A 22,784-nucleotide genomic window follows, 5' to 3' on the forward strand; every position below is an offset into this window, starting at 1 on the left:
GTGAACGGCTCATGCCGGTGCCTGGAGCGTCTCGTTTGCGGCGGGCTCGTCGGCGATCGGCTTGCGCACCAGCAGCAGATAACTCATCGCGCCGATAAACGCGATGCCCGCAGCCGTTAGCAAAGCCGGCACGAACGACCAGGTTTGCGCGATATAGCCGGTCAAGATCGGCGCGAGTGCGCCGCCAAGAAAACCGCCGAAATTCTGGATCGCGCCGAGCGAGCCGACGCGGTTCGGCGGCGCGGCCGCTGTCGCGAGCGCCCACGAACTCGCCGATGCGGCGTTGGCCAGAAAGATCACGACCGAGATACAGACGATTGCCAGCACGTTGCTCTCGACGAGCGCGGCCGGAATCGTGAACGCGACCATGCCGAGCATTGCGATAACCACGGCGTTACGGCGGCTCGCCACCGGGCTCGCGCTGCGGCTCGTGATGAGATCGGAAAACCAGCCGGCTGTGAGCGAGCCGAGAAAACCGCAGAAGAACGGCACCGATGCGGCGACACCGGTGTGCATCAGGCTCATGTGACGCTCCATCGTCAGATAGCCCGGCAGCCATGTCAGGTAGACCCAGTTCAGATAAACGGAGCCGAAGAAGCCGATCAGCATGCCCCACGTGGTGCCGTGCGAGAACAGCGAGCGCCATTCGGCGAATGTGACGGCCGGTGCCGGCTTGCGGTCCGCTTCATCGCCTTCCAGATAGCGGCGCTCCGTCTCGCTCATGGTCGCCTTGACCGGGTCGCGATAAACCGCGAACCATACGGCCGCAACGATCAGACCGGCCGCGCCCGTCGCGATGAACGCCCAGCGCCAGTGGAAGTTCACGACGAGCACCGAGAGGCAGAGCGGCGCGAGCGCGGTTCCGAGTGGTGACGCCGAGTTGAAGATGCCGGTCGGCTTGCCGCGTTCGCGCAACGGAAACCAGTTGCTGACCACGCGAGCCGCCGACGGAAATTGCGGCGCTTCGCCGATGCCGAGTACGATCCGCGCAAGCACGAACCAGCCGAATGTCGAGACAAAGCCGCCGGCGGCCTGCGCGAGCGACCACACGATCAGCCCCATGCCGAGCAGCTTGCGCGGTCCTATCCGGTCGACAAGCCCGCCAACCGGCAACTGGAAGAGCGCATAGCTCCACGAGAATGCGGACAGCAGCAGTCCCATTTGCCCGAGCGTCAGGCCCATGTCGTGACGGATCAACGGATTGGCGACAGCGAGGGTTCCGCGGTCGAGGTAGTTGACGATGCCGCTCACCATCAGCAGCGTGAGCGCCACGACCTGGGCGCGGCGAATTTTCGGTGGGGGCTGCTCGTGGCTCGGGGTTGCGCTCATGATCGTTGTCTCCGTTTCATGTTGCGTTTCAGCTAGGCGGGGCGTACCGATGCGATGTCGGGCGGCCGGGAGTTGCACGGCGCATCAGGCGGGCGCTGGCTTAGGGTCTGTGCCCTTCGGGTGTGGCGTTCGGCGCTTGATTCCGTTGCAGTTGTGTTTCCGATGCAGTTCATCACACTCCATGTTAGCGCTTACATTTGAGGCCAAGGCCACAGCTGTTGCGGCGGCCGCAGCGGGTAAGCTGTCCACGGAGTACGATGATAGCGCTTACATTCTGTGTCGCGTCGCTTCCACGCGCAAGCTCGAAAACACGGTTGACGGGTAAACACCGACCATCGCCGCATGGCGCTCTGAAGCGCGCGCACCGACACGCCGTAACTGGCACAGGGTTTGCGTAGGCCGTGTGCCCACACAGTATTAATAACGAGAACAACCATGCAACCTGACCAGACCGCTACTGAGTTTTCCCAGTCTCAACCTCTGCTCGCGACTTCGCTTGCGGGCGTGAGCGAGCGGGCGCCTCACCGCCAGATTGGCCTGCTTGCGCGCGTGACGTTCTGCTTTGCGTGGCTATTCGGGCTGGAGCCGTTTCTCACTGGCGTCGCCAGCGATCCATCGCAGCCCGGTCGGGATCGCCATTGATGCGTGTGCGCTGCCGAACTGACGGCGCGTGAAAGTTTCGCCAGTGAGCAGGGCAATTTCTACATTGGTGGCCACGGCGGGCACCAGAAGGGCCGCGAGCGCCCTTCGCGGGAATATCGGTTGCGATGCTGCTAGCGGGAGGAGCCTTTCCCGTCCACAGGAGCCTGTCATGCAAACCGACCCAACCGTTGATCCCGTAGCCGACCCTTCGAACCAACCCCTCGACGCGCCCGAAGATCAGCCGCGTCCGCTCCCCGGCACGCCGCCCGAAACCGATCCGCTGACCCCCGGCAGCGCTCCCGACGACGATGGCTCGCCAAGGCAATCCCGCACGCGGCCGTAGACCATGGCAGCAGCGCTGCTGGAATTGGGGAAACTACGCGTGAAAATGCGCACGGCCGTGCCGTTAATTTAGATGGAAGGCTGTTCGATGCATTGCCGTCCGCTTTCAGCACAGGGTTGGTCACGCGGCGGTCGGCGCCGCAGTTCACCTCCGGACACACCCGTGCTGAAGGCTTCACTTACTAGCCATCCAATGTAATTTCATGCGGCATCTGCGCCGCAATTTCGCACCGGCCGCCCGAAGGGCGGTTTTTTTATTGGCTCAGCCTGAAACCGTTGAGCCCCGTACATTGTGCACATCACCCGCGGTTCGACGTAATAACCGCGTTAATCAAAGCCGCTGAATGCCGTGATAACTGATTATCACGAATAAGCGCGGATTAAGCCGACTATACTGGGTGAATTAAGTTCCCCGGAATTCCAAACGTTTGATTGCTCGCCCATAGCGACTGCGACACTGCTCAATTAATCATCAGCAATACGTTTAGAAGTGCGGTTTTCCACGCCGCGCATTACTTCGCGCGTATTACAAGCTGTTGCATTCGCACAACTTTAGTTATTGAAAAGTTGCAAAGATTTAATGTTCGGCGCAGGCGAACGCCCTGTCCCTCATTCGAATAAATTTCCCAAAAACAAAGACTTAGCCTCTAAGGGCAACCGATTATTGCCAAATCGGCAAGACCGTGTTGTGCGAATTGCGGGCGCTCGCTACCAGGGTGGCCCCCTACACTCACGCTTCGTTTAGAGGGTGCCCCGGCCGGGCCAGAACGGTTCGGCGACAAGGGCGGCGGCGCGTTCGCGTACTGCCGAGGCTGGTCCCGCTCCCCCGCGAAATTTATCGAACAGGAGTCCCACGCATGAAAAAGAGTCTCATCGTCGTTGCGGTTGCCGCATCGTTCGCTTCCGTCGCTCACGCACAAAGCAGCGTCACCCTGTACGGGCTGCTGGACGCTGGCGTGACCTACACGAGCAACGTTGCTCACAACTCGAAGTGGGCAGCCGGCAGCGGCGGCATCGAACAGAGCCGTTTCGGCCTGCGCGGTTCGGAAGACCTGGGCGGCGGTCTGAAGGCAATCTTCACGTTGGAAAGCGGCTTTAACGTCAACAACGGCCGTTTCGCGAACAACAACGGCATGTTCAACCGTCAGGCATTCGTCGGTCTGTCGAGCGCGCAATTCGGTACGGTCACGCTGGGCCGTCAATACGACGCAGCGCAAGACTTCCTGGCACCGCTGACCGCAACGGGCAGCTGGGGCGGCACGTACTTCGCGCACCCGTTCAACAACGACAACCTGAACACGAACGGCGGCTTCGCAGTTAACAACTCGGTCAAGTACTCGAGCGCTAACTACGCTGGCTTCACGTTCGGCGGCACGTACGGCTTCTCGAACCAGGCTGGCGCATTCGCAAACAACCGCGAATACAGCCTCGGTGCTGCTTACCAGTGGCAAGGTCTGCGTTTGGGCGCTGCTTACGCACAGCAGAACAACCCGGGCGCAACGAACGCTGCTGGCACGGCTAGCAACGGCGGCGCGACCGACGGCGGCTTCCTGGGCGCAACGGGCAACTTCCGTCAACGTGAATTCGGCGCAGCAGGTTCGTACGCTTTCGGCCCGGCAACTGTCGGTCTGGCATGGACGCAATCGCGTATCGACAACGTTGCAGGCGTTCAGCAATCGCTGCGCGCTAACAACTACGAAGTCAACGGCAAGTACAACCTGACCCCGGCTCTCGGCCTGGGCGTGGCGTACACGTTCACCGACGGCAAGGGCTATGGCACTGCCGCAAACGGTGGCTCGACGTCGGTTCGCTACCACCAGATCGGCCTGCAGGCTGACTACTCGCTGTCGCGTCGTACGGACGTCTACGCTCAAGCCGTGTACCAGCACGCAATGGGCGACGGCGGTGTTGCTTCGATCTACAGCGGCGACATCACGCAAGCTCCGTCGTCGTCGAAGAACCAGACGGCTGCTACGGTCGGTCTGCGTCACCGCTTCTAAGCTTCAGCAGAAGCTGCTTGTTGTACAAAAAGGTGCCGTTCGCGGCACCTTTTTTTATGCGCGTTCCGTTTGAACGCGACAGCCAGATCAGGCAGGCTGGCCGACTTTGAACACCGCGACAGCCTCGCGCAAGTGCTCGGTCTGCTCATCGAGCGAACCTGCTGCGGCCGCGGCCTGTTCGACGAGCGCGGCGTTGCGCTGCGTGACGTCGTCCATCTGTCGAATCGCCAAGTTGACTTCGCCGATGCCGGAACTCTGTTCCTTCGACGCCGCCGAGATCTCGTTCATGATCGCCGTGACGCGGCGCACCGCCTCGACCACTTCGCCAATCGTACTGCCTGCTTTCCCGGCCAACGTCGAACCTTCGCCGACCTGCTCGACCGACTGGTCGATCAACACCTTGATTTCTTTCGCGGCTGTCGCGCTGCGCTGCGCGAGATTGCGGACTTCGCCCGCGACGACCGCAAAGCCGCGACCTTCCTCGCCGGCGCGTGCAGCTTCCACGGCTGCGTTGAGCGCGAGAATATTCGTCTGGAACGCAATGCCTTCGATCACGCTGATGATCTCGCCGATCTTGCGTGAGCTGTCGGTGATACCGGCCATTTTCTGAACGACGTCGTTGACGACTTCACCGCCGCGCGCGGCGATGCTCGATGCGTCCTTCGCAAGTTCGGACGCGGTGGCCGCGTTGCCGGCGTTCTGCGTGACGGTCTTGGTGAGTTCGTCCATGCTAGCGGCGGTTTGCTGCAACGACGCGGCCTGTTCTTCGGTACGGCTCGACAGGTCGAGATTGCCTGCGGCGATTTCCTTCGAGGCGACCGTGATCGTTTCAGCCGAATTCTTGATACGCGCGACGGTGGCCGCAAGCTGATCGCGCATTTCGCGCAGCGAGAAAAGCAGGCTGGATGCGTCGTCGCGGCGCAGGTCGATAGGTGTGGCCAGATCGCCGCGGGCAATGCGCATGGCGATTTCGGCCGCGGCGGACGGCTCGCCGCCGATCGAGCGCGACACGTTGCGCACGACGCGCGACGCGACGAACGACACGAGCACGCCCAGTACCAGCAGCATGCCGCCGGAGCGCAGCAGAGTCGCGTAGAACTGAGCCTGGATGTCGTCCATGTAGGCGCCGGCGATGAAGTCCCAGTTCCACGGCGCAAAGCGCTTCACGTAGCCGATTTTCTCGCTCGGCTTCGTGTCGCCGGGCTTCGGCCACCAGTAACGCAAATAGCCTGCGCCGCCCGCCGAGGCGCCCGCCGCGGCGATGTCGTGGTACAGCGCATTGCCCTTGGCGTCGCGAAAGCCGCTCATGTCCTTGCCGTTGAGTTGCGGGCTCATCGGGTGCGCGACCATCACCGAGTCGCTGCGCACAATCGTCACGTAGCCCGAGGTGCCGTAACGCTGCGCATTGACGCGGGCGATGGCTTGCTGCTTCGCTTCGTCGATGGAAAGCTTGCCGGCGTCCGCCTGCTTCGCGTAGTCGGCGACAATCGACGCCGCCATGTCGGTCACATCGGCCAGCGCGGAGCGCCGTGCGTCCATCTGTGCGCTACGCGCTTCGAACGCGTTCACTACGGTGACGATCAGCAGTGCCGCCCAGCAAAGCAGCAGGGGCACCCATAACTTCTGTTTCAAGGTCAGACGGTTCATTATTGGATTCGACGGTTCGTTGAGCGCGAGATAGGGGCGCTTGCCAGGCAGCGCCATAGTTCGCATAACGGCTGTCGAAGCAAATTCTTTATCCCTTGCCCGACGGTCGAGTCCGCACCGCACGCCAAATAAATCAAATAGTTGCGCGGTGGTCACATGGTTTGCGTCGAAGAGCGCGCGACCCTACGCATTGAATAGTTCGCTCCGCGCCGCGTCGATGATCGTCGCGACAGCCGGATGGCTGATGCGGCGTTCGATCGAGATCGCAAAGAATTCCTCGACGATGGTGTTGATTTGCCCGACGGTCGTGAGTTTATGTTCGGCCTGCAACTGGTTCTCCAGGACCGTCGGCGCGAATAGAAGGCCGCGGCCTTCACGGCCGAACGCCAGTGCCATCGCACTGTCGTCGAACTCGCCGACGATGCGCGGTGAAATTGCGCGCGATGCGAGCCAGTGATCCAGCTTGCGGCGCACCGCCGATTCGGTGCCGGGCAGCAGCAGCGGCAACTGTCCGAGCGACATGGGAAAGCGTTTCCGCACGCCCTGCAGTAGCGCTTCAGCGCCAAAGCAGCTTAGGGTCGAACGGCCGAGCCGGTGATTGAACGCCTTGATATTGACATCGGCGGGAATGGGCGCGTCCGCGATGATCAGGTCGAGGCGGTGCACGGCCAGTTGAGCGAGCAGCGCGTGCAGCTTGCCTTCGTGACAGATCACGCGCAGCGAAGCCGGTGCGCTCAGCGCCGGTTCCAGCAGCCGGTACGCGATCGCCTTGGGCACCGAGTCCGCAATGCCGACGCGAAACCGGGATTGCGTGCCGACCTCCTGCTCGCGGCGCACCGCGCTTTCCAGTTCCGAGCCTAGCGAGAATATTTCGTCGGCGTAATCGAGCGCCAGCCGGCCGGCGTCGGTTAATTCGAGCGTGCGCCCGCTCTTCTTAAAGAGCTTTTTATCCAGCGCTTCCTCGAGCAATTTGATCTGCCCGCTCAGCGTTTGCGGCGTGATGTGCAGTTGCTCACCCGCACGGACGATGCCGCCCGCGTGTGCCGCGACCCAGAAGTAATACAGATGCTTGAAATTCACGCGCCCTCCGTCGATTACACGACGTTACGGTTTTTGCGAACGATCAGCAACAAAAATACGAATTTTCCGTTGTCTCCAGTTCGGTTAGATTCAAGGCTCGTCCCGAGGCGTCAGCGGGCGGCTAATTGGAGCTGACAGAGGTGACCTATGGCATCCGTTGCACAGTTTCTGCGTTCGAAAGCGTCCCAGACAGTCTGGTCGATCGAGGCGTCGGCGTCGGTGTACGACGCGATTGCGGTCATGGCTCACCGGCAGGTCGGCGCGCTCATCGTGGCGCACGAAAGGCGCATTGCCGGCATCGTCACGGAGCGTGATTACGCACGCAAGATCGTTCTAATGGACCGTTCGTCGCGCAATACGCCGGTGCGCGACATCATGTCGACGGCGGTGCGCTATGTCGGCCCGGAGCAGACGACTGAGGAGTGCATGGCACTCATGACCGGACACCGCATACGTTATCTGCCCGTGATCGCCGCAGGGCAGGTGATCGGAATGGTGTCGATCGGCGACCTGATCAAGAACCAGATGTCGGAGCAGGAACACACGATCCGGCAACTGGAGCACTACATCCACGGCAACAGTTTGCAGGCCGCGCATGGCGGATTGCAGGCTGGCCGGTGGCAAGTTTAGAGCCGAAAAATTTTACTGTCCGTAAGGTAGCCGCGAGAAGATGACGCGCGGCGCGGGCGGCCCCTGACACATCAAGAGAGGTTTATATGTACAAGCAAACTGTCGATCACTTGCGGCGCGTTGCCAGCAAGGTGACACGCGGCACCGTAGCACTCGGTCTCGCGGGCGTGCTCGCGCTCGGCGCGCTCGCGGCCAACGACGCGCAAGCGAAGCGCGTCGGCGGCAGTCAAAGCATTGGGCGCCAGTCGCAGATGGCGTCGCCGTCCGCTCCGGCGCAACGAAGCCAGCAAGCTCAGCCGACGCAACAGTCCGCACAGGCTCCGGCCGCCACTCCGGCGCGCAACCGCTGGCTCGGTCCGCTGGCAGGCCTTGCCGCCGGCTTTGGTATTGCCGCGCTGCTGTCGTCACTTGGCCTCGGCGCGGGGCTCGCGCAAATGCTGTCGAACGTGCTGTTGATCGGCCTCGTAGTCGTTGCCGGCGTGATGCTGTTCAGGTTCATCGCTAATCGGCGCCGCCCGGATCTGGCTTATGGACACGGCGCGGCGAACCGGTCGCAGACCAACGGCTCGCCGCTCCACAACCAGGCCGGTAACGCGCGGCCGGACACGAACTTTTTCGGCATGCAACGCGCCGCGACGAATCTGGCTGGAGCAGCGGGCACGGTGAAGGCGCCCGTGCAACCGCTCGGGCTCGATCAGGCCGAGTTGGTGGCTTCGGCGAAAAGCATGTTCATGCGTTTGCAAGGCGCATGGGACCGCAACGAGCAAGGTGACCTGTTCGAATTGACCACGCCGGAGATGTTCGCGCAGATCAAGCGTGATCTGGAAAGCCGCGGTAGTGAGCCGAATCGTACGGAAGTACCGCAACTGGATGCCGAAGTGCTGGGTGTGGAAAGCAGCGCGAACGAGACACTCGTCAGCGTGCGCTTTTATGGTCAGATGCGCGAAGACGGCGCAGCGGCTGCCCAGCCGTTCCAGGAGGTGTGGAACATTGTCCGCGGCGCACAAGGCGACCAGGCGTGGCGGCTCGCGGGCATTCAGCAGCTCGACCGGTAAGGGAAGGACGGGGGAATCCATCAGTGGATGCCCCGTCTAACCATGAGAAACCGACGCAACGGCCGCGGAGTATCGTGCTCTATTTCACATTAGCCGAACGCTTCTTCCACCATGTCGACAGCACCCATTCGTCGGCGGCGAAATAAAGCGGGAGCTTCGCGGGATATCCAAGGTCGTTACGGTATGCAATGCGGTGGCTTGCGGAATACCAGTGCGGGACCACGTAATAGCCGTTCATCAATACCCGGTCCAGCGCGTGTGTCGCGTCAACAAGCTGCTCATGCGTTTGCGCCGATACGACCTGTTGCAGGATGGCATCGATAGCCGGGGACTTTACGCCGACCAGGTTATCGGAGCCCTGCCGATCGGCATACTTGCTGCCGAAACGCGAAAGCTGTTCGGTACCCGGCAACTGGACATCGGGCAAACGCACGGTTGTCATGTCGAAGTCGAACGCGTCGAGACGCTTTTGAACGAGCGCGAAATCGGCGGTGCGGAAATTCATCGTAATCCCCAGCTTCTGCAGATTGCGGCCAAACGCGGCGGCGACCGGCTCCATTGACGTGCCGCCGCCACTGTCGTCGAGAAGTTCGAACACGAACGGCTGCCCGTTCACGTCGCGCAGCGCACCGTCGCGATAAGACCAGCCCGCCTGCGCCAGCAGTTGGCGCGCCTTGACGAGATTGGCGCGCAGTGAACCTGGCGGGTCGGTGTCGGGCTGTTGCGGCATGTCGCCGAACACGGCCGGGTCCAGCTGTCCGCGCAGGGGCTCCAGAATCGCTAGCTCGCCTTCGCCTGGCTTTCCGCTCGCCTGCAACTCTGTGTTGGCAAAGAAGCTGCCGGTACGCTTGTACTGATCGAAAAAAAGCTGACGGTTGAGCCACTGGAAGTCGAGCGCGAGATCGAGTGCCTGACGTACCCGCACGTCGCGGAAAATGGGCCGTCGCAAGTTGATGAAGAAGCCTTGCATGCCCGCGCCGTTGTGGTGAGGAAACTCGCGCTTGATCAGCTCGCCGCTGTCGAAGCGCTTGCCGACATCGCGCCGCACCCAGCTCTGCGCGACGTTCTCGACGAGCACGTCGTACTCGCCCGCCCTGAATGCTTCCAGCTTCGCGACCGCGTCGGAATACAGTTTGTATTCGATGCGTGCAAAGTTGTGCGTGCCCACGCGCACCGGCAGCGACGCGCCCCAGTAGTTGGGGTTGCGCTTATAGCTGATAGTGCGACCGTTGTCGTATTTGTCGATCAGGTAATCTCCGCTCGCAATCGGCTTCTCGAACGCGAGCTGGTCGAAAGGAATGCGCGTGCCATCCGGCCTCATGCCCCACTTGCGCGAAAACACCGGGATTCCGCCCGCGAGCAGCGGCATTTCGCGCGTCGCGACCTTGTACTCGAAACGGATCGTGAGCCGGTCGACGACCACGGCCCGCGCGATCTGCCCGAAGTACACCGAGAACTGCGGCAGAGCCTGCGGACTCTTCAGCGTGTCGAACGAGAACTTGACGTCCTCGGCCGTGACTGCGTCGCCATTCGAAAAGCGCGCTTCCGGATTGATGTGGAAGGTTGTCGAAAAGCCATCCGGCGCTACGTCGATGTCGTCGGCGAGCAGGCAGTACGCGCTCGCGACTTCGTCGGAACTGCCGGTCGTCAGGCTCTCGAACATCAGTCCGAGTCCGGGCGCGGGATTGCCGCGCAGCGTGAACGGGTTGAATTTATCGAAGCTCGTCAGACGATTCGGGTTCGCGAGGACAAGCGTGCCGTCGCGCGGTGCGTCGGGGTTCACGTACTCGAAGTGCTTGAAGTCCGCCGGGTACCTGGGCTCGCCATATTGCGCGATGGCGTAGAAGGCGCACGCAGGATTCGCAATCCACATGGCCGATCCGCTGAGCACGAGCGCGGCCAGCAAGCGCCAGGTGTTGCGCGAGCGTACCCTCGTGTGAGTCATAAACTCCCTTGGCGCAGTGCTCCCATTTGAACGTCAATTGGACCGCCACGCGCCGCCGGCGTTTCATACAGCGAGTCGCAAAGCCGCGTCCGTGCGTTCGAGTTGGGGTATTCGGGCGCCCGCCGTCAGCGCCGACCAGGTCGCGAAGGCGGGAGCCCGTGTTGCGCAAAAGTGAGCACGTCACTCCACATGGGGCGACGCGGCAGCCGGCGACATTTCCGCGAGCAGCGACATCAGATATTCAATGTCCACCGGCTTGACGAGATGATGGTCGAATCCAGCGGCCTGCACGCGCAGATGATCGTCCGCCTGGCCGTACCCCGTCACCGCGATCAGCACCGGCCGGACCTCGCCCTTCAGGCGGATCAGCCGGGCGAGTTCATAGCCGTCCGTATCGGGCAGCCCAATGTCGAGCAACGCTGCATCGACGGGCTCGGCCTCGGCTATCGCGAGGGCGTCGTTGGCGCAGTATGCAACGTTGACGCGATAGCCCTCGCTCTCGCAAAGCAGCGCGAGTGAGTCGGCGGCGTCCTTGTTGTCGTCGACGATCAGCACATGCAGCGAAGCGCGCTCCGCATGCGACAGGCCCGCAACCGACGGTTCGTCGTGCAACGGCGCAGACACTTCGGGCGCGTGACAGAGCGGCAGCCTGATCGAAACCGTGGCGCCGCGGCCGGGCCCGGGACTCGTAATGTCGATCGAGCCGCCGTGCAATTCGACAAGCTTCTTCACGAGCGACAAGCCGATGCCGAGGCCACCATGCGCCCGGTCCAGCGTTCGCTCACCCTGTGCGAACAGATCGAAAATATGCGGCAGAAGATCGGGCGAGATGCCGCTGCCGTTGTCTTCAATGGTGACGGTCGCGAAGCGTTCGTCGGCGAGCGCGGTCACGCACACGTTGCCGCCGGGGTCCGTGTACTTGCACGCGTTGTTCAACACGTTGACGAGAATCTGCGACAGGCGCAGCGGGTCCGCGTGCAGCCAGACCGGCGTGGGCGGCAGCCGCACGGTGAGGTGCTGGCCGCGCGAGCTCGCCATTGACGACACCGTTTCGAGCGCGCCATAAACCGCGGTGCCGACCAGTAGCGGCTCGCGTCGAAGCACGATGCGGCCGTGCGTGATGCGCGAGACTTCCAGCAGATCGTCGACGAGTCGTGCCATGTGATCGACCTGCCGGCTCAGCATGCCGACCAGTTCGCCGGCCTTCATGCCGGCTTCTTTTTCTCGACGCAGTAGTGCAATGGCATTGCGCATCGGCGCGAGCGGGTTGCGCAGTTCGTGCGCGAGCATCGCGAGAAATTCGTCCTTGCGGCGGTCCGTTTCGCGCAATGCGAGTTCCAGCGTCTTGCGCTGCGTGATATCCACCGCGCTTGCAATTACGCGCCACGGGCGGCCGTCGGCGTCGCGCTGCAACACGGCCTGGCTTTGCAGCCAGCTTTCCCTGTTACCCAACGAGATGCGGAATTCCAGCGGCTTGTCGAATTCGCCAGTGAGCGCGACGCGGCGCATCGCTGCGTCCACCGACGCGCGGTCTTCAGCGTGCACGCGATGAAGCGCGGCGTCGTAGGTGAGCGCGCTCGGCGCGGCTGGCATGCTGGGCACTGCGTCTACGCTGTCCCAGCAGACCGTCCATGAATCGAGCGACAGATAACCAATCGTCATTCTGGCGGCACGCATGGCCACCTGTAGACGCAGATTGCGCTCTTCGAGCGCGGCGGCTGCGGCACGCTCGTCGGTGACGTCCGTCGCCATGCAAAACCATTCGCGCAACGTGCCGTCGTCGTCGCGTAAAGGCGCGGCCCGCGCGACCAGGGTCCGCCAGCTGGAATCGCGCCGGCGCAGCCGGAACGTCATCGAGGCGGGCATCTCGGCCTTCACGATCCGCGACCACTTCTCGCGAGCGCTTTCCTGGTCGTCGGGATGAACGAGGTCGAGCCATTCGCAGCCCGCGCTCAGGCCGTCCTGCGCCGCGAATGACTGCCAGTTGCCAAGCTGATGCGTATTCCCCTGTGCGTCCGCTATCCAGGTCAGTTCGGAACTCGCTTCGACGAGCGCGCGATAGCGCTGTTCGCTGCGTTCGCGTTCTGTCTGCGCGTCGTGCTGTTCCGTAATGTCGTATGTCACGCCGAATACGCGTTCGATTTCCGAGCCGGTTCCGCAGTCGGTTTCGCCGCGCGTTCTAAGCCACAAGCGCTGCCCATTCTCGAGCTGGACTGGAAAGTCCAATTCGAAAGGCACGCACTGATGCAAGCGGCCGGTCAGCTCGCGCGCGAACCAGGCGCGATGACTCTCGGGGATTCTGTCGAACAACCATTGCAGCGGCACTTCCGCCTGCTGGGGATCGAGACCGTAGATCTGCGCCAATTGAGCGCTGATTCGCGCCGTGCGGCTGCCCATGTCCCATTCCCACGCGCCGACACGCGCCGCGTCGAGCGCGAAGCGCAGACGCCGTTCGCCGACCTCGTAGGCTTCGCCGGCCTTCACGAAGTCGTCGATGTCCATCGCGATGCCGCATGCGCCGGACACGACGCGCGCGTCGTCGAAGATCGGCCGTATGCGCAGTTTGTGCCAGCGGTATTTGCCGTCGAAACGCTGCAGGCGCGCATTCACCTTCACGCTCTCGCCATCGGTAAGCGCGGTGCGCCATGCGTCGTGCACTTTCTTGACGTCGCATTCGAGAACGAACTGGTCCCAGTGCAACGTTGTATTGGGTGCGAACGGATTGCCGAGATATGTGCGGCAGGCAAGGTTGGCGTAGGTGACGATTCCGCGCGCTTCCGCGGTCCACACCAGAGCCGGAACCTGATCGGCAATATCGTTGTTGCTCATTGCGTTATCAATCGCACTGTTCGTACTGCTTCCAGGAGGACGTCTGCTCGGATCCAAGTGAGATTGAAGCGCCGCCCTGCACGGGCTACGCGAAGTTAATCGTCGTTTGCACGGTGCCTGGTTGCTATAGGGGAAACCATGGGATTGCGCGTTGCAGTGCCGCACTCGCTGCTCATGCGGTGGCCAATTCTGCAGACGTTTAGGCACGATCCGTGGATATCCCGCTCACCTCTGCTCATTGTGCTCCTGAAACCGACTGTAATAATACGTCGTGCGTGCAGCGGTACCGCCGCGCCATAACCGCAAGACATCAGACAATGCGGCGCCCATCGAGTGGGACAGGAGACGTGATGATCAAGACTTCGCCGGCAGGGTATGACCTCGGAAACTCACGTCGGCGGGGCGCGCGCATTGCGCTTCTGCCGCTTGCTGCGGCGCTGCTGTGCTGCGTCGCTTCAATCGAAGCGCGCGCCGCGGGTGCGCTGCCCGCGGGCGGAAGCTTCGTCCGCGGAAACGGCTCCATCAGCGGCGACGGCACGACGTTGACCATCAATCAGGGTCCGGGCCGGGGCGTGGTCGACTGGAATAGCTTTTCGATAGGCGCCGGCAACCGCGTCGTGTTCGCCAACGGTAACGGCGCGACGCTCAATCGGGTCACTGGCGGCTCTCCGTCCGTCATCATGGGTACGCTGACGGCCAGCGGCAGCGTCTACCTGATCAATCCGCAAGGCATCGTTGTCGGATCGAGGGGCGTCATTTCGACGAACGGTCGTTTCGTCGCGTCGACGCTCGACGTCGTCGACCCCGACGCTTTCATGAACGGCCAGTCGTTGACACTCGCGGGCAACTCCGGCGCGAGCATCGTCAACATGGGCACCATCGCATCCGGCACCGGCGACGTGTTTCTCATCGCGCGACAACAGGTCACCAACTCCGGCACTATCAGCGCGCCGAACGGCACGGTGGAACTGGCAGTCGCGCAGCAGGTGTTGCTGCAGGACTCGTCTTCGGGCAGACAGGTCTTCGTGCAACCTGGCCAGGAGGGCGCGGGCGGAACTATCACGAATCGCGGCTTGATCGAGGCGGCGCAGGTCAGCCTGCAGGCCGTGGACGGCAACATCTACGCGCTCGCCGGCAATCACGAAGCGATCCGTGCGACAGGCACGACCACACGCGACGGACATGTCTGGCTGGTCGCGGGGCATGGCACGCTGCAACCGGGCGGCTCGATCGAGGCAACCGGCGGCACCGTCGACATGAGCGCGGACACGCTGGCGTTTCCCACCGGCGGCGCGACGGTGCGGGCAAACCAGTGGAACATTGCGACGCCTGCATTCACCGTAGACGGCAATGCGGCGCAAGCGCTCTCCGCGAGCCTCGGCACCGGCACATCGGTCAACCTGCAGACGACCGGCGCGAACGGCAGCACCGGCGACATCGACGTGAACTCGGGAATCGGCTGGCAGGGCAACGCCTCGTTGACGCTTGCGGCGTATCGGAACCTGACGGTTGCGCAAGGTGCAACCATCGGCAATCAGGGCGGCGGAAGCCTAACGTTGCGCGCGGACTCCGCGAGTGTCGACAACGGCGGCAGCGTGGCGAATCGCGGTGTGATCGACTGGTCGCGCAGCACGGGTATCGTCAATGCGCTCTACGACATGAACGGGTCGTACAGCGCCGGCACGTTGCTGGGCAATCCGGCATGGACCGCCCCGGCCGGCAGCGGCCAGGTCACGCAGATCACGGCCTACAAGCTGGTCAATAACGTAACGGACCTCCAGAACATTTCGCAGGACCTGGCGGGTAATTACGCGCTCGGCACGGACATCGACGCGACCGGCTATACATTGGCGCCGATCGGCAACCATACGACGCCCTTCACCGGCCAGTTCGACGGCATGTGGCACAACGTGCGCAACGCAAAGATCGAGATTGCCGACTTCAGCAAGGATTATTCGTCGGGCCTCTTTGGTCTTGTCGGCCAGGCCGGCGTGTTGCGCGATGTCGGCGTGGAAGACAGTTCGGTGAACACGAGCCACTCGGGCAGCGGGCTGCTCGCCGGCGTGAACCAGGGCGTCATCGCGAACGCGCATTCGACCGGCACGGCCTCGGAACTCTTTCAAAACGGCACTACGTTCGGCGGCCTGGTAGGCCGCAACGAAGGCCGCATCGAGCGCTCGTGGAGCAGTGCCGCGATCTCTGGCTCGGACGCGAACGGCGGACTCGTCGGCTACAACCTCGGTTCCATCGCGCAGTCGTATGCAACGGGCAGCGTGAGTCCGGTTTTCTCGACGGGGTACGGCGGCGCACTTGTCGGTATCAACGACGGAACCGTCACGCAGTCGTTCGCGACAGGCGCGGTTCAAACGCGATACATGCCGACGCATGGCGTGAGTGCGTTCGGCTCGGGCACGCTCGCGCAGGACGTCTATTGGAACAAGGAGACGACAGGGCAGCCCGCGAGTGGCGGGAGCTTGCCGCCGTCGAACGGGCTTACCACCGCGCAGATGAGCGACCCGGCGAATTTCGCGGGCTATGACTTCGGAGCGAACGGCGTGTGGGCGATGCCGTCTGGCGCGACGCAACCCGTGTTGCGCTGGCAGCTTGCCCATTAGGCGGCGCGCTTCATTCGCGGATGAACCGTCGCGCGTGTCGCCCGCGTGTTGGGCGCTGCTGACGTCATGCGTCGTCGCGGCTCTTCAGTCTTCGCCCGTGTTCGCGCAGGCCTGGCGCGACGTTGCTCCGCGGCCGGCGCCGCCGACTCCGCGCAGTGCGCCATCGCAACCTCCCGCGCAGTCCGAAGCGGATTCCGCGCAGATCGCGGTGACGAAGCTCGAAGGTCTGGTGTTCGAACCCGCGGGCGCGAACGCGCCAGCGGCAGCCGCACAGCCAGGCATTGCCGCTGAATCTTTGCCCGTACTTGACCCGGCTTTTCTCCGCACGTTCGCGACCGATCTCGGCAAGCCCCTCACCTTCGGACGGCTTGCCGAGATCCGCCGCGCCGTGGTCGAGCGTTATCGCGCGGCCGGCAAGCCGCTCGTGGATGTCTATGTGCCGGAGCAGGACGTAAGCTCGGGCGTCGTGCATATCGCGGTCGCGGAATTTCGCCTGGGGCAACTGCGCACGAGCGGCAACCGCTACTTCTCCGACGATCTGCTGAAGCGCGAAATGCCGCTCGAAGCGGGCGGGCCGATCCTGCAATCGGACGTGTCGCTGGGTCTGGCCGTACTCAACGCGAATCCCTATCGACGCGTGGATGCCGTCTTCGCGCCCGGAGAAGCGGCGAATTCGACCGACGTCATCCTGCAGACCGACGACCGTCTGCCGCTGCGGGTGAACGCCGGCTACGACAACGCGGGCGTGCGCGACCTCGGTCGCGACCGCTTTTTCGCAGGCGTCGACTACGGCAATCTGTTCGGGCTCGACCAGCACATCGCGTATCAATTCACGGCCAGCAACGATTTTTTCAGCGGCAACCCGGACATTGAAGGGCGCGCCAACCGCGCGCGTTTCACCGCACACGCGCTGAGCTATATCGCGCCGCTGCCGTGGCACGACAGCATCGAGCTATTCGGCGTCTATGCGCAAAGCACGCCGCGTCTGCCGGACAGTTATGGGCAAACCGGCATTTCGGCGCAGATGAGTTTCCGCTACGACTGGCGTTTGCCGACGACAGCGGATGCGGCGCAACTCGTCCAGTTCGGGTACGACTTCAAGCGCAGTAATAACGATCTGGAATTCGGCGGCTTTCAGGTGTTCAACTCGAACACGCACATACACCAGTTTCTGCTGACGTACGACTTCAGCAAGCCGGGCGATGCAGGAGCAGGGCATGCCTCCGCAACGCTTGTGGCAAGTCCCGGCAGATTGGACGGCTCCAACAACGACGCGGCGTTCGCCACGGCGCGGCACGGCGCGACAGTGCGCTACGCGTATCTGCAACTCGCTGCGCAGCGCGCGTTCGCGCTCGGCGGGGGATTCACGTTGACCGGGCGAGGCGCGTTCCAGTGGACGCCGAATACGCTACTGCCGAGCGAGGAAATGGGCCTGGGCGGAGAGTCCAGTGTGCGAGGTTACGAGCCGTATGTCGTGCTAGGCGATCGTGGCTGGAACGTACAGACCGAATTGCGCGCGCCCGCGCTGCCGTTCGGCACGAGCAACGCGGCGGCGCAGCCCTTTGTGTTTATCGACGCCGGCCATGTGTGGAATCGAATCGATCAACCTGCTGAGATGAGTAACGGGTCGCTGGTCAGCGTCGGCGCGGGGGTGCGTTTCCAATGGTCGCGTTTCGTCGATTTTCGCTGCACTTACGGCGTGCCGCTACGTGCGCCAACGCCGGGCGGCTCGAAAGCGCCGATGGTGCTTCTCTACGTTTCGATCGGTACTTAAAGCGCAAGCGATTCTGCGCAGCACATTTTTAATCGGAAGACAATTACTTAGCGTAACTGATGACTAGCAATCGACGATTTTTCACTAGATCGGTTGCATATACTTGGCTTACGCGCGGGATGCTTGGCAAAGGAGCGTGAGCGCGGAGCCGTTCGCGTTCGTCTTGCGCGTCTGGGTCCCGGCTGGAAGTAAGGGGAAACGTCATGGCGACATATGTTGTTCTTGCACAATTTACTGACCAAGGCATACGCAACGTAAAGAACAGCGCGCAACGCGCTGGTCAGGCAGCGGAAATGGCCAGGAGCTTCGGCTGTGAAATGAAGGAGATCTATTGGACGATGGGGCAATTCGACATTGTCACCATCGTTGAAGCACCGGACGAGCAGAGCTTTTTGTCGTTCGGCCTTGCGCTAGGTTCAGCGGGAAATGTGAAAACCCAAACGCTTCGTGCTTTCTCCAAGGATGAATTCAGCGCATGTCTCGGCAAGCTTCCATAAGACGGATCGCAGAAGCCTGGCGAAGCGTAAGGGTCTGTTGTCGACGCGTCGGCTAGATAGCCGCAAGGATGCAACGCTATTAGCCGGCGCGTGCAACGAGTATCAGGTCTCGCCGATCATTGATCCGTTATTCGATGCTCAAAGGGCGCATCGCATTCAACAGTGGCCGCATCGGCCCTTTCAAACGTGAGATTGACGGAACGCGCCCCTAACGGCCGCGTTCTATGTCGCGTGCCCGCGGGCACTGTCAGCAACTGACCGGCTCGCAATTCCACCGGGCCGTCTTCGAAGTCAATGATAAGCGTGCCTTCGATCACGAGAAACGTTTCGTCCGAATCCGGATGGAAGTGCCAGACAAACGGCGCATCCATGACGCTCAGATGCACATCGTGATCGTTGGCGCTCGTCAGTATCTGATTCGAGTACCCGCGAAGCGTGCGGGCGGCAAGCGCGCCAATGTCGATTGCTTGAATCATGTTCTCTCCGCGAATTGCCCTGTTCCGGTGTACAGAGTAACGCGGTATCGGATTCAGCGCTGAATGCCTACGGCAGTTGCTTATGGAAGAACGTCGTACCGCAAAATTCCCCGTCGGGCATCAACGCATAGTTGGGCACTTCTCCCACGCGGTGCCAGCCCGCACGTTCGTAAAGTCTCTCGGCGTCTCCGCCCGTGACGGTGTCGAGCACGAGCACGGACTTGCCGGCACGCCGCGCTTCTTCGTCGACGGCGGTCATGAGCCGCGCGGCAATGCCCTGGCGCCTCGCTGCACGGCATACGAGCATCTTCGCGACGTCCGCGCGATGCGGCTGATTTTCAGGTAGCGCAGTGACCAGTTGCACAGTGCCGACGAGCTTGCCGTCCGGAGATTCAGCGACAAGAAGGATTCGTTCGTTGCGCGCCACGCCATTGGCCACCTGCTTCCAGAATTGCAACGCAGTCTCTTTCGAAATGGGCAACATGAAGCTGACTGACGCGCCGCCCTCAACGCAGTCGATCAATAGATCGGCGAGTCGATCGGCGTAGTTCATTGCTTCGTCAGCGCCAATGCGCCGAACGGCCATTGTTTCAGTCATCTTGCGCTCCGCGAGTCGAGGGGCAAAGTGCACAGCGCTACGAGATAGCGAGCGCGTCGGCGCGACGTGTTACGAAAACGAATCGGGCTGTCCAGTTTCATGGTGAGACAGTCGCCGGTTTCGAGCTGCCATTGCCGATCTCCCACGGTGATTTCCATCGAGCCATCTATGAGCCATATCTGTTGATGGATATCGGCGTCGCGCGCGCTTGTGTCGTAACTCACTTCCTTGCCACGCGGGAAATCTACTTCGACCAACTGGATAGGCGACCAGGCGGGCGGCGACACGTTACGCCGTATGTATCCTGATACGGGGTCTCTCCATACCGGCTGATCGCGCAGCGACGAATGCGGCGAAAGCTCGGTTGCTGAAGCATTATCTGGATGCTCGAAGAGCGATGCCAGCGGCACGCCGAGTGCGGTGGCGAGTTTGTCGAGCACGACTGCGGTTGGACTACTTTCCCCGCGCTCGATAAGCGAGATGTTGGAGCGACTCACCGAACTTCGCTCGGCAAGCGCCTCCAGCGACCACGCTTTTGCGTCGCGCAGTTCGCGAATGCGTCGCGCGATGATCTGGTGAACGTCCATGTTCCAGTTTAATGGAGATTGTTGTCCGGTAAACTAGACGTCGCGATTTGGCTTGTCAAGAGCATTGACCGATGCGGCGCGAGGCCTGCAGGCACAACCCTCTAGGCATCCTTGTCCGCGGCGGCCTGCTCGTCGCGCGCATATTGAGTTGGCGGCCGGCCGACGTGCCGCGTGAAGGCGACGCTAAACGTGCTCGCGGAACTGTAGCCGACGCGCTCCGCAATCTCCGCGATACGCCCCGCGTTTCGTCGCAGCATGTCCTTCGCGAGCGCCATGCGCCAGGTGAGCAGATATTGCATCGGCGCTACGCCGACCTCGCGACTGAAGCGCTCGAAGAACGTCGAGCGCGAGAGGGCGGCCTCTTTCGCAAGCTCGGCGACCGTCCACGAGTGCGTAGGGCGCTGGTGCATGCCGCGAATCGCGGCAGCGAGTCGGCAGTCCGAAAGCCCGCAAACCAGACCAGGCGATGCGTTCGTTTTTGCGGACGAGCGCAGCGCCTCGATCAGCAACACCTCCAGCAGTCGCGAGAGCACGACTTCACGCGCGGGCCGCTGCTCGCGCGATTCTTCCCGCACCAGGTCAACGAGCGTCGCGAGTCGCTGTTCGCCACGCACATGCACGAGCTGCGGCAGCAGCGAAACCAGCAGCGACGCATCCGGTGAACCGAAGGTGCAATGCCCCGCCATCATTCGTGCGTCGATGCTGTTGCCAGGTGCGCCGATTCTGAATTCGCCATTTCCGAGCGCGACGGGCGCGGGCGTTTCGATGCCCGGCGGTGGAGGCTCGAGGCTCGACATCGCGACGCCATAGGCCGCGGGAATCAGCACGAAGTCGCCTGACGTGAGTTCGATCGGGTCATGCCCGTCGATGGCGATGCGGCATCCGCCCTCCAGTAGTACGCAATAGAACGGTTGCCCCGCGTCGGAGCGACTGATGCGCCAGGGGCTCGCACCGAAAACCAGTTTCGAGAACCGCGCACTCGGTTGCAGCAGCGTCACCACTTCGGCTAGTGGGTCGGTCACGGTCGGACTCTCGCAAATGATTTTCGGACGTTTGATTGTAGCGAGTACGGCGCTGGCAATCTATCGTACGAGCAGTCGCCAACCTTTCCCACAGGAGTTTCGATGCAAACCGTGCTTATCACTGGCTGCTCTTCCGGCTTCGGCCGCGAGATTGCCCGCTATTTTCTCGCTCATGACTGGAGCGTCGTCGCGACCATGCGCACGCCGCGCGCGGACGTGCTGCCGCCTTCGGAGCGCCTGCGCATACTGGCGCTGGACGTCACGAACCCGAACAGCATCCGCGAGGCCGTAGAGGCGGCGGGACCGGTCGACGTGCTCGTCAACAATGCGGGCGTCGGCGCGGCATCTCCGGCTGAGTTGACTCCACTATCAACGGTGCGCGAGGTGTTCGAGACTAACACTTTCGGCACGATCGCAATGACGCAGGCAGTGCTGCCGCAGCTCCGGCAGCGCGGAGCCGGCGTGGTCGTGAACGTGACATCGAGCGTGACGCTGAGGGCACTGCCGCTGCTCGCCGCGTATCGCGCAAGCAAAGCGGCAGTGAATGCCTTTACCGAGTCGATGGCTCTGGAACTCGAGCAATTCGGCGTGCGGGCGCGTCTGGTGTTGCCGGGGCGCGCGCCCGATACCCGCTTCGGCGAGAACGCGCGCGCCAACATGCACGGGTTTGAGCATGAGGCGTACGAGGATCTCGGCAAGAAGGTCTTTGCGCAGTTCGCGGATACGTCCGCGCAGATCACGCATGCGGAGGATGTCGCCAAAGCGGTGTGGCGCGCCGCGACCGATCCGTCAGCCCCGATGCACATTCCGGCTGGTGCCGATGCCGAAGCATGGGCGGCCGCGGCTCGCTGACCGGCTACCGTCGAACGAATCTGCTCGATGCCATTCGGGAACGCCGGGTCGAGCAAACCGCACGCGACCAGTTCGCATGCGCTCGGCCGCACGCTTTCACACAAGCCGCGATCCGCCGTCGAGGTTGAGCGTCGCCCCGTTCATCCAGCCGTTGGTCATGAGGAAGAGGACGCCCGCGCCCGCTTCGTCCGCGGTGCCTAACCGCTTCAGCGGCAGCGAATTGCGCATCGATTCGACAACTGCGTCGCGATTGGCGCCGAGCGCCTTGCTGAAGATCGGTGTGTCGATCGGCCCGGGCGACAACGCGTTGACGCGGACCGGCGCGAGTTCCAGCGCAAGGCCGCGGGCAAAAGCCTCCATCGCGGCGGAAGCAGCGGCGAGCACTGCCGTCCCATATGCGGTGGGGCGGTCGGCGAGCGCGCCTGAAATCAGCGTGATCGAACCGTCCTGGCTCAAGCGGTCGCCGACCGCGCGGACCGCATGGACCGCGGACCAGATCCGCTCGTCGAACGCGCGGCGCAGATAGTCGACTTCGGCCTCGCGAATCTTTCCCGCTACGAAGGTGCCAGCCAGCAGCACCAGATGATCGACTCGCGCGATGTCGCGGAGCGCAGCTTCGAGCGCAGCGCCGTCAGTAACGTCAGCCGCGCGCCAGCCGTCGAAGCCGTGCTTCGCGGCCACTTCTTCCGTGTTGGCCGCATTGCGCCCGACCACGATCACATGTGCGCCGGCGGCCTTGGCCTGAGTCGCGGCCGCGAGACCGATGCCCGACGTGCCGCCGACAATGACCACGGTCTTGCCTTCGAGGTTGCTGGAAGTGCCGATGCTCGATGCGTTGCTCATGTTGTTCTCCGTTGTGGACGC

General features: G+C 62.7%; 18 protein-coding genes. 8 read left to right on the forward strand and 10 right to left on the reverse strand.

Annotated elements, in window-relative coordinates; translation table 11 throughout:
- Window positions 1-9: 9 nt before the first annotated feature.
- The gene (locus JMY24_RS26590) at window positions 10-1,329 is read right to left on the reverse strand and encodes an MFS transporter (protein WP_128592110.1); all 1,320 of its coding nucleotides are present in this window, start codon (window positions 1,327-1,329) and stop codon (window positions 10-12) included.
- Window positions 1,330-1,764: 435 nt separating this feature from the next.
- Between JMY24_RS26590 and JMY24_RS26595 the strand changes: the two genes are divergently transcribed.
- Together JMY24_RS26595 and JMY24_RS26600 are read left to right on the forward strand one after the other, a co-directional pair.
- Complete coding sequence (locus JMY24_RS26595; protein WP_128595099.1) at window positions 1,765-1,971, forward strand: hypothetical protein; 207 nt, start codon at window positions 1,765-1,767, stop codon at window positions 1,969-1,971.
- 1,199 nt (window positions 1,972-3,170) lie between these two features.
- Entirely contained in the window at window positions 3,171-4,313 is a 1,143-nt protein-coding gene (locus JMY24_RS26600) for a porin (RefSeq protein ID WP_128595098.1), read from the forward strand.
- A gap of 87 nt (window positions 4,314-4,400) precedes the next feature.
- On the opposite strand, the gene JMY24_RS26605 is transcribed toward JMY24_RS26600, so the two are convergent.
- Together JMY24_RS26605 and nhaR are read right to left on the reverse strand one after the other, a co-directional pair.
- Window positions 4,401-5,960 carry a methyl-accepting chemotaxis protein gene (locus tag JMY24_RS26605; protein WP_128595097.1) on the reverse strand — a complete coding sequence of 520 codons (1,560 nt, stop codon included), beginning with the start codon at window positions 5,958-5,960 and terminating at the stop codon, window positions 4,401-4,403.
- Window positions 5,961-6,143: 183 nt separating this feature from the next.
- A complete protein-coding gene (gene nhaR / locus JMY24_RS26610) occupies window positions 6,144-7,040 on the reverse strand; it encodes a transcriptional activator NhaR (RefSeq protein ID WP_128585813.1) in 897 nt (298 codons plus the stop codon).
- A 147-nt stretch (window positions 7,041-7,187) separates the two neighbouring features.
- Here nhaR and JMY24_RS26615 point away from each other — a divergent pair, with 147 nt between their 5' ends.
- On the forward strand, window positions 7,188-7,670 hold the full coding sequence (locus JMY24_RS26615) for a CBS domain-containing protein (RefSeq protein WP_128585812.1): 483 nt from the start codon (window positions 7,188-7,190) through the stop codon (window positions 7,668-7,670).
- A gap of 86 nt (window positions 7,671-7,756) precedes the next feature.
- On the forward strand, window positions 7,757-8,725 hold the full coding sequence (locus JMY24_RS26620) for a Tim44 domain-containing protein (RefSeq protein ID WP_201703221.1): 969 nt from the start codon (window positions 7,757-7,759) through the stop codon (window positions 8,723-8,725).
- A 79-nt stretch (window positions 8,726-8,804) separates the two neighbouring features.
- Here the strand turns inward: JMY24_RS26620 and JMY24_RS26625 are convergent, their stop codons facing one another.
- On the reverse strand, window positions 8,805-10,598 hold the full coding sequence (locus JMY24_RS26625; RefSeq protein WP_413231272.1) for an extracellular solute-binding protein: 1,794 nt from the start codon (window positions 10,596-10,598) through the stop codon (window positions 8,805-8,807).
- Window positions 10,599-10,850: 252 nt separating this feature from the next.
- The gene (locus tag JMY24_RS26630) at window positions 10,851-13,499 is read right to left on the reverse strand and encodes a PAS domain-containing hybrid sensor histidine kinase/response regulator (RefSeq protein WP_201703223.1); all 2,649 of its coding nucleotides are present in this window, start codon (window positions 13,497-13,499) and stop codon (window positions 10,851-10,853) included.
- 350 nt (window positions 13,500-13,849) lie between these two features.
- On the opposite strand from JMY24_RS26630, the gene JMY24_RS26635 reads away from it, so the two are divergent.
- From JMY24_RS26635 to JMY24_RS26645, 3 genes are all read left to right on the forward strand, one after another.
- A complete protein-coding gene (locus tag JMY24_RS26635; protein ID WP_128598205.1) occupies window positions 13,850-16,114 on the forward strand; it encodes a two-partner secretion domain-containing protein in 2,265 nt (754 codons plus the stop codon).
- Between the two features lie 34 nt (window positions 16,115-16,148).
- Window positions 16,149-17,888: a ShlB/FhaC/HecB family hemolysin secretion/activation protein gene (locus tag JMY24_RS26640; protein ID WP_236597518.1), complete on the forward strand. Its 1,740-nt coding sequence runs from the start codon at window positions 16,149-16,151 to the stop codon at window positions 17,886-17,888.
- 203 nt (window positions 17,889-18,091) lie between these two features.
- On the forward strand, window positions 18,092-18,385 hold the full coding sequence (locus JMY24_RS26645; RefSeq protein WP_128585808.1) for a GYD domain-containing protein: 294 nt from the start codon (window positions 18,092-18,094) through the stop codon (window positions 18,383-18,385).
- 116 nt (window positions 18,386-18,501) lie between these two features.
- Here the strand turns inward: JMY24_RS26645 and JMY24_RS26650 are convergent, their stop codons facing one another.
- The 4 genes from JMY24_RS26650 to JMY24_RS26665 form a co-directional block, all read right to left on the reverse strand.
- On the reverse strand, window positions 18,502-18,861 hold the full coding sequence (locus JMY24_RS26650; protein ID WP_128597669.1) for a cupin domain-containing protein: 360 nt from the start codon (window positions 18,859-18,861) through the stop codon (window positions 18,502-18,504).
- A 67-nt stretch (window positions 18,862-18,928) separates the two neighbouring features.
- Window positions 18,929-19,459, reverse strand: a complete 531-nt coding sequence (locus tag JMY24_RS26655) for a GNAT family N-acetyltransferase (RefSeq protein ID WP_128597670.1) — start codon at window positions 19,457-19,459, stop codon at window positions 18,929-18,931.
- Window positions 19,456-20,046 (reverse strand): helix-turn-helix domain-containing protein, encoded by a 591-nt coding sequence (locus JMY24_RS26660; protein WP_128585805.1) that lies wholly within the window; start codon window positions 20,044-20,046, stop codon window positions 19,456-19,458. The genes JMY24_RS26655 and JMY24_RS26660 overlap by 4 nt, the downstream gene beginning before the upstream one ends.
- Before the next feature lie 101 nt (window positions 20,047-20,147).
- Window positions 20,148-21,068: an AraC family transcriptional regulator gene (locus JMY24_RS26665; protein ID WP_193425354.1), complete on the reverse strand. Its 921-nt coding sequence runs from the start codon at window positions 21,066-21,068 to the stop codon at window positions 20,148-20,150.
- A 102-nt stretch (window positions 21,069-21,170) separates the two neighbouring features.
- Between JMY24_RS26665 and JMY24_RS26670 the strand changes: the two genes are divergently transcribed.
- On the forward strand, window positions 21,171-21,920 hold the full coding sequence (locus JMY24_RS26670) for an SDR family oxidoreductase (protein ID WP_128597672.1): 750 nt from the start codon (window positions 21,171-21,173) through the stop codon (window positions 21,918-21,920).
- Window positions 21,921-22,016: 96 nt separating this feature from the next.
- Here the strand turns inward: JMY24_RS26670 and JMY24_RS26675 are convergent, their stop codons facing one another.
- Window positions 22,017-22,763 (reverse strand): SDR family oxidoreductase, encoded by a 747-nt coding sequence (locus JMY24_RS26675; protein ID WP_128585803.1) that lies wholly within the window; start codon window positions 22,761-22,763, stop codon window positions 22,017-22,019.
- Between the last annotated feature and the right edge of the window lie 21 nt (window positions 22,764-22,784).

The organism is Paraburkholderia kirstenboschensis, assembly GCF_904848585.1.
Classification (GTDB): Bacteria; Pseudomonadota; Gammaproteobacteria; order Burkholderiales; family Burkholderiaceae; genus Paraburkholderia; species Paraburkholderia kirstenboschensis.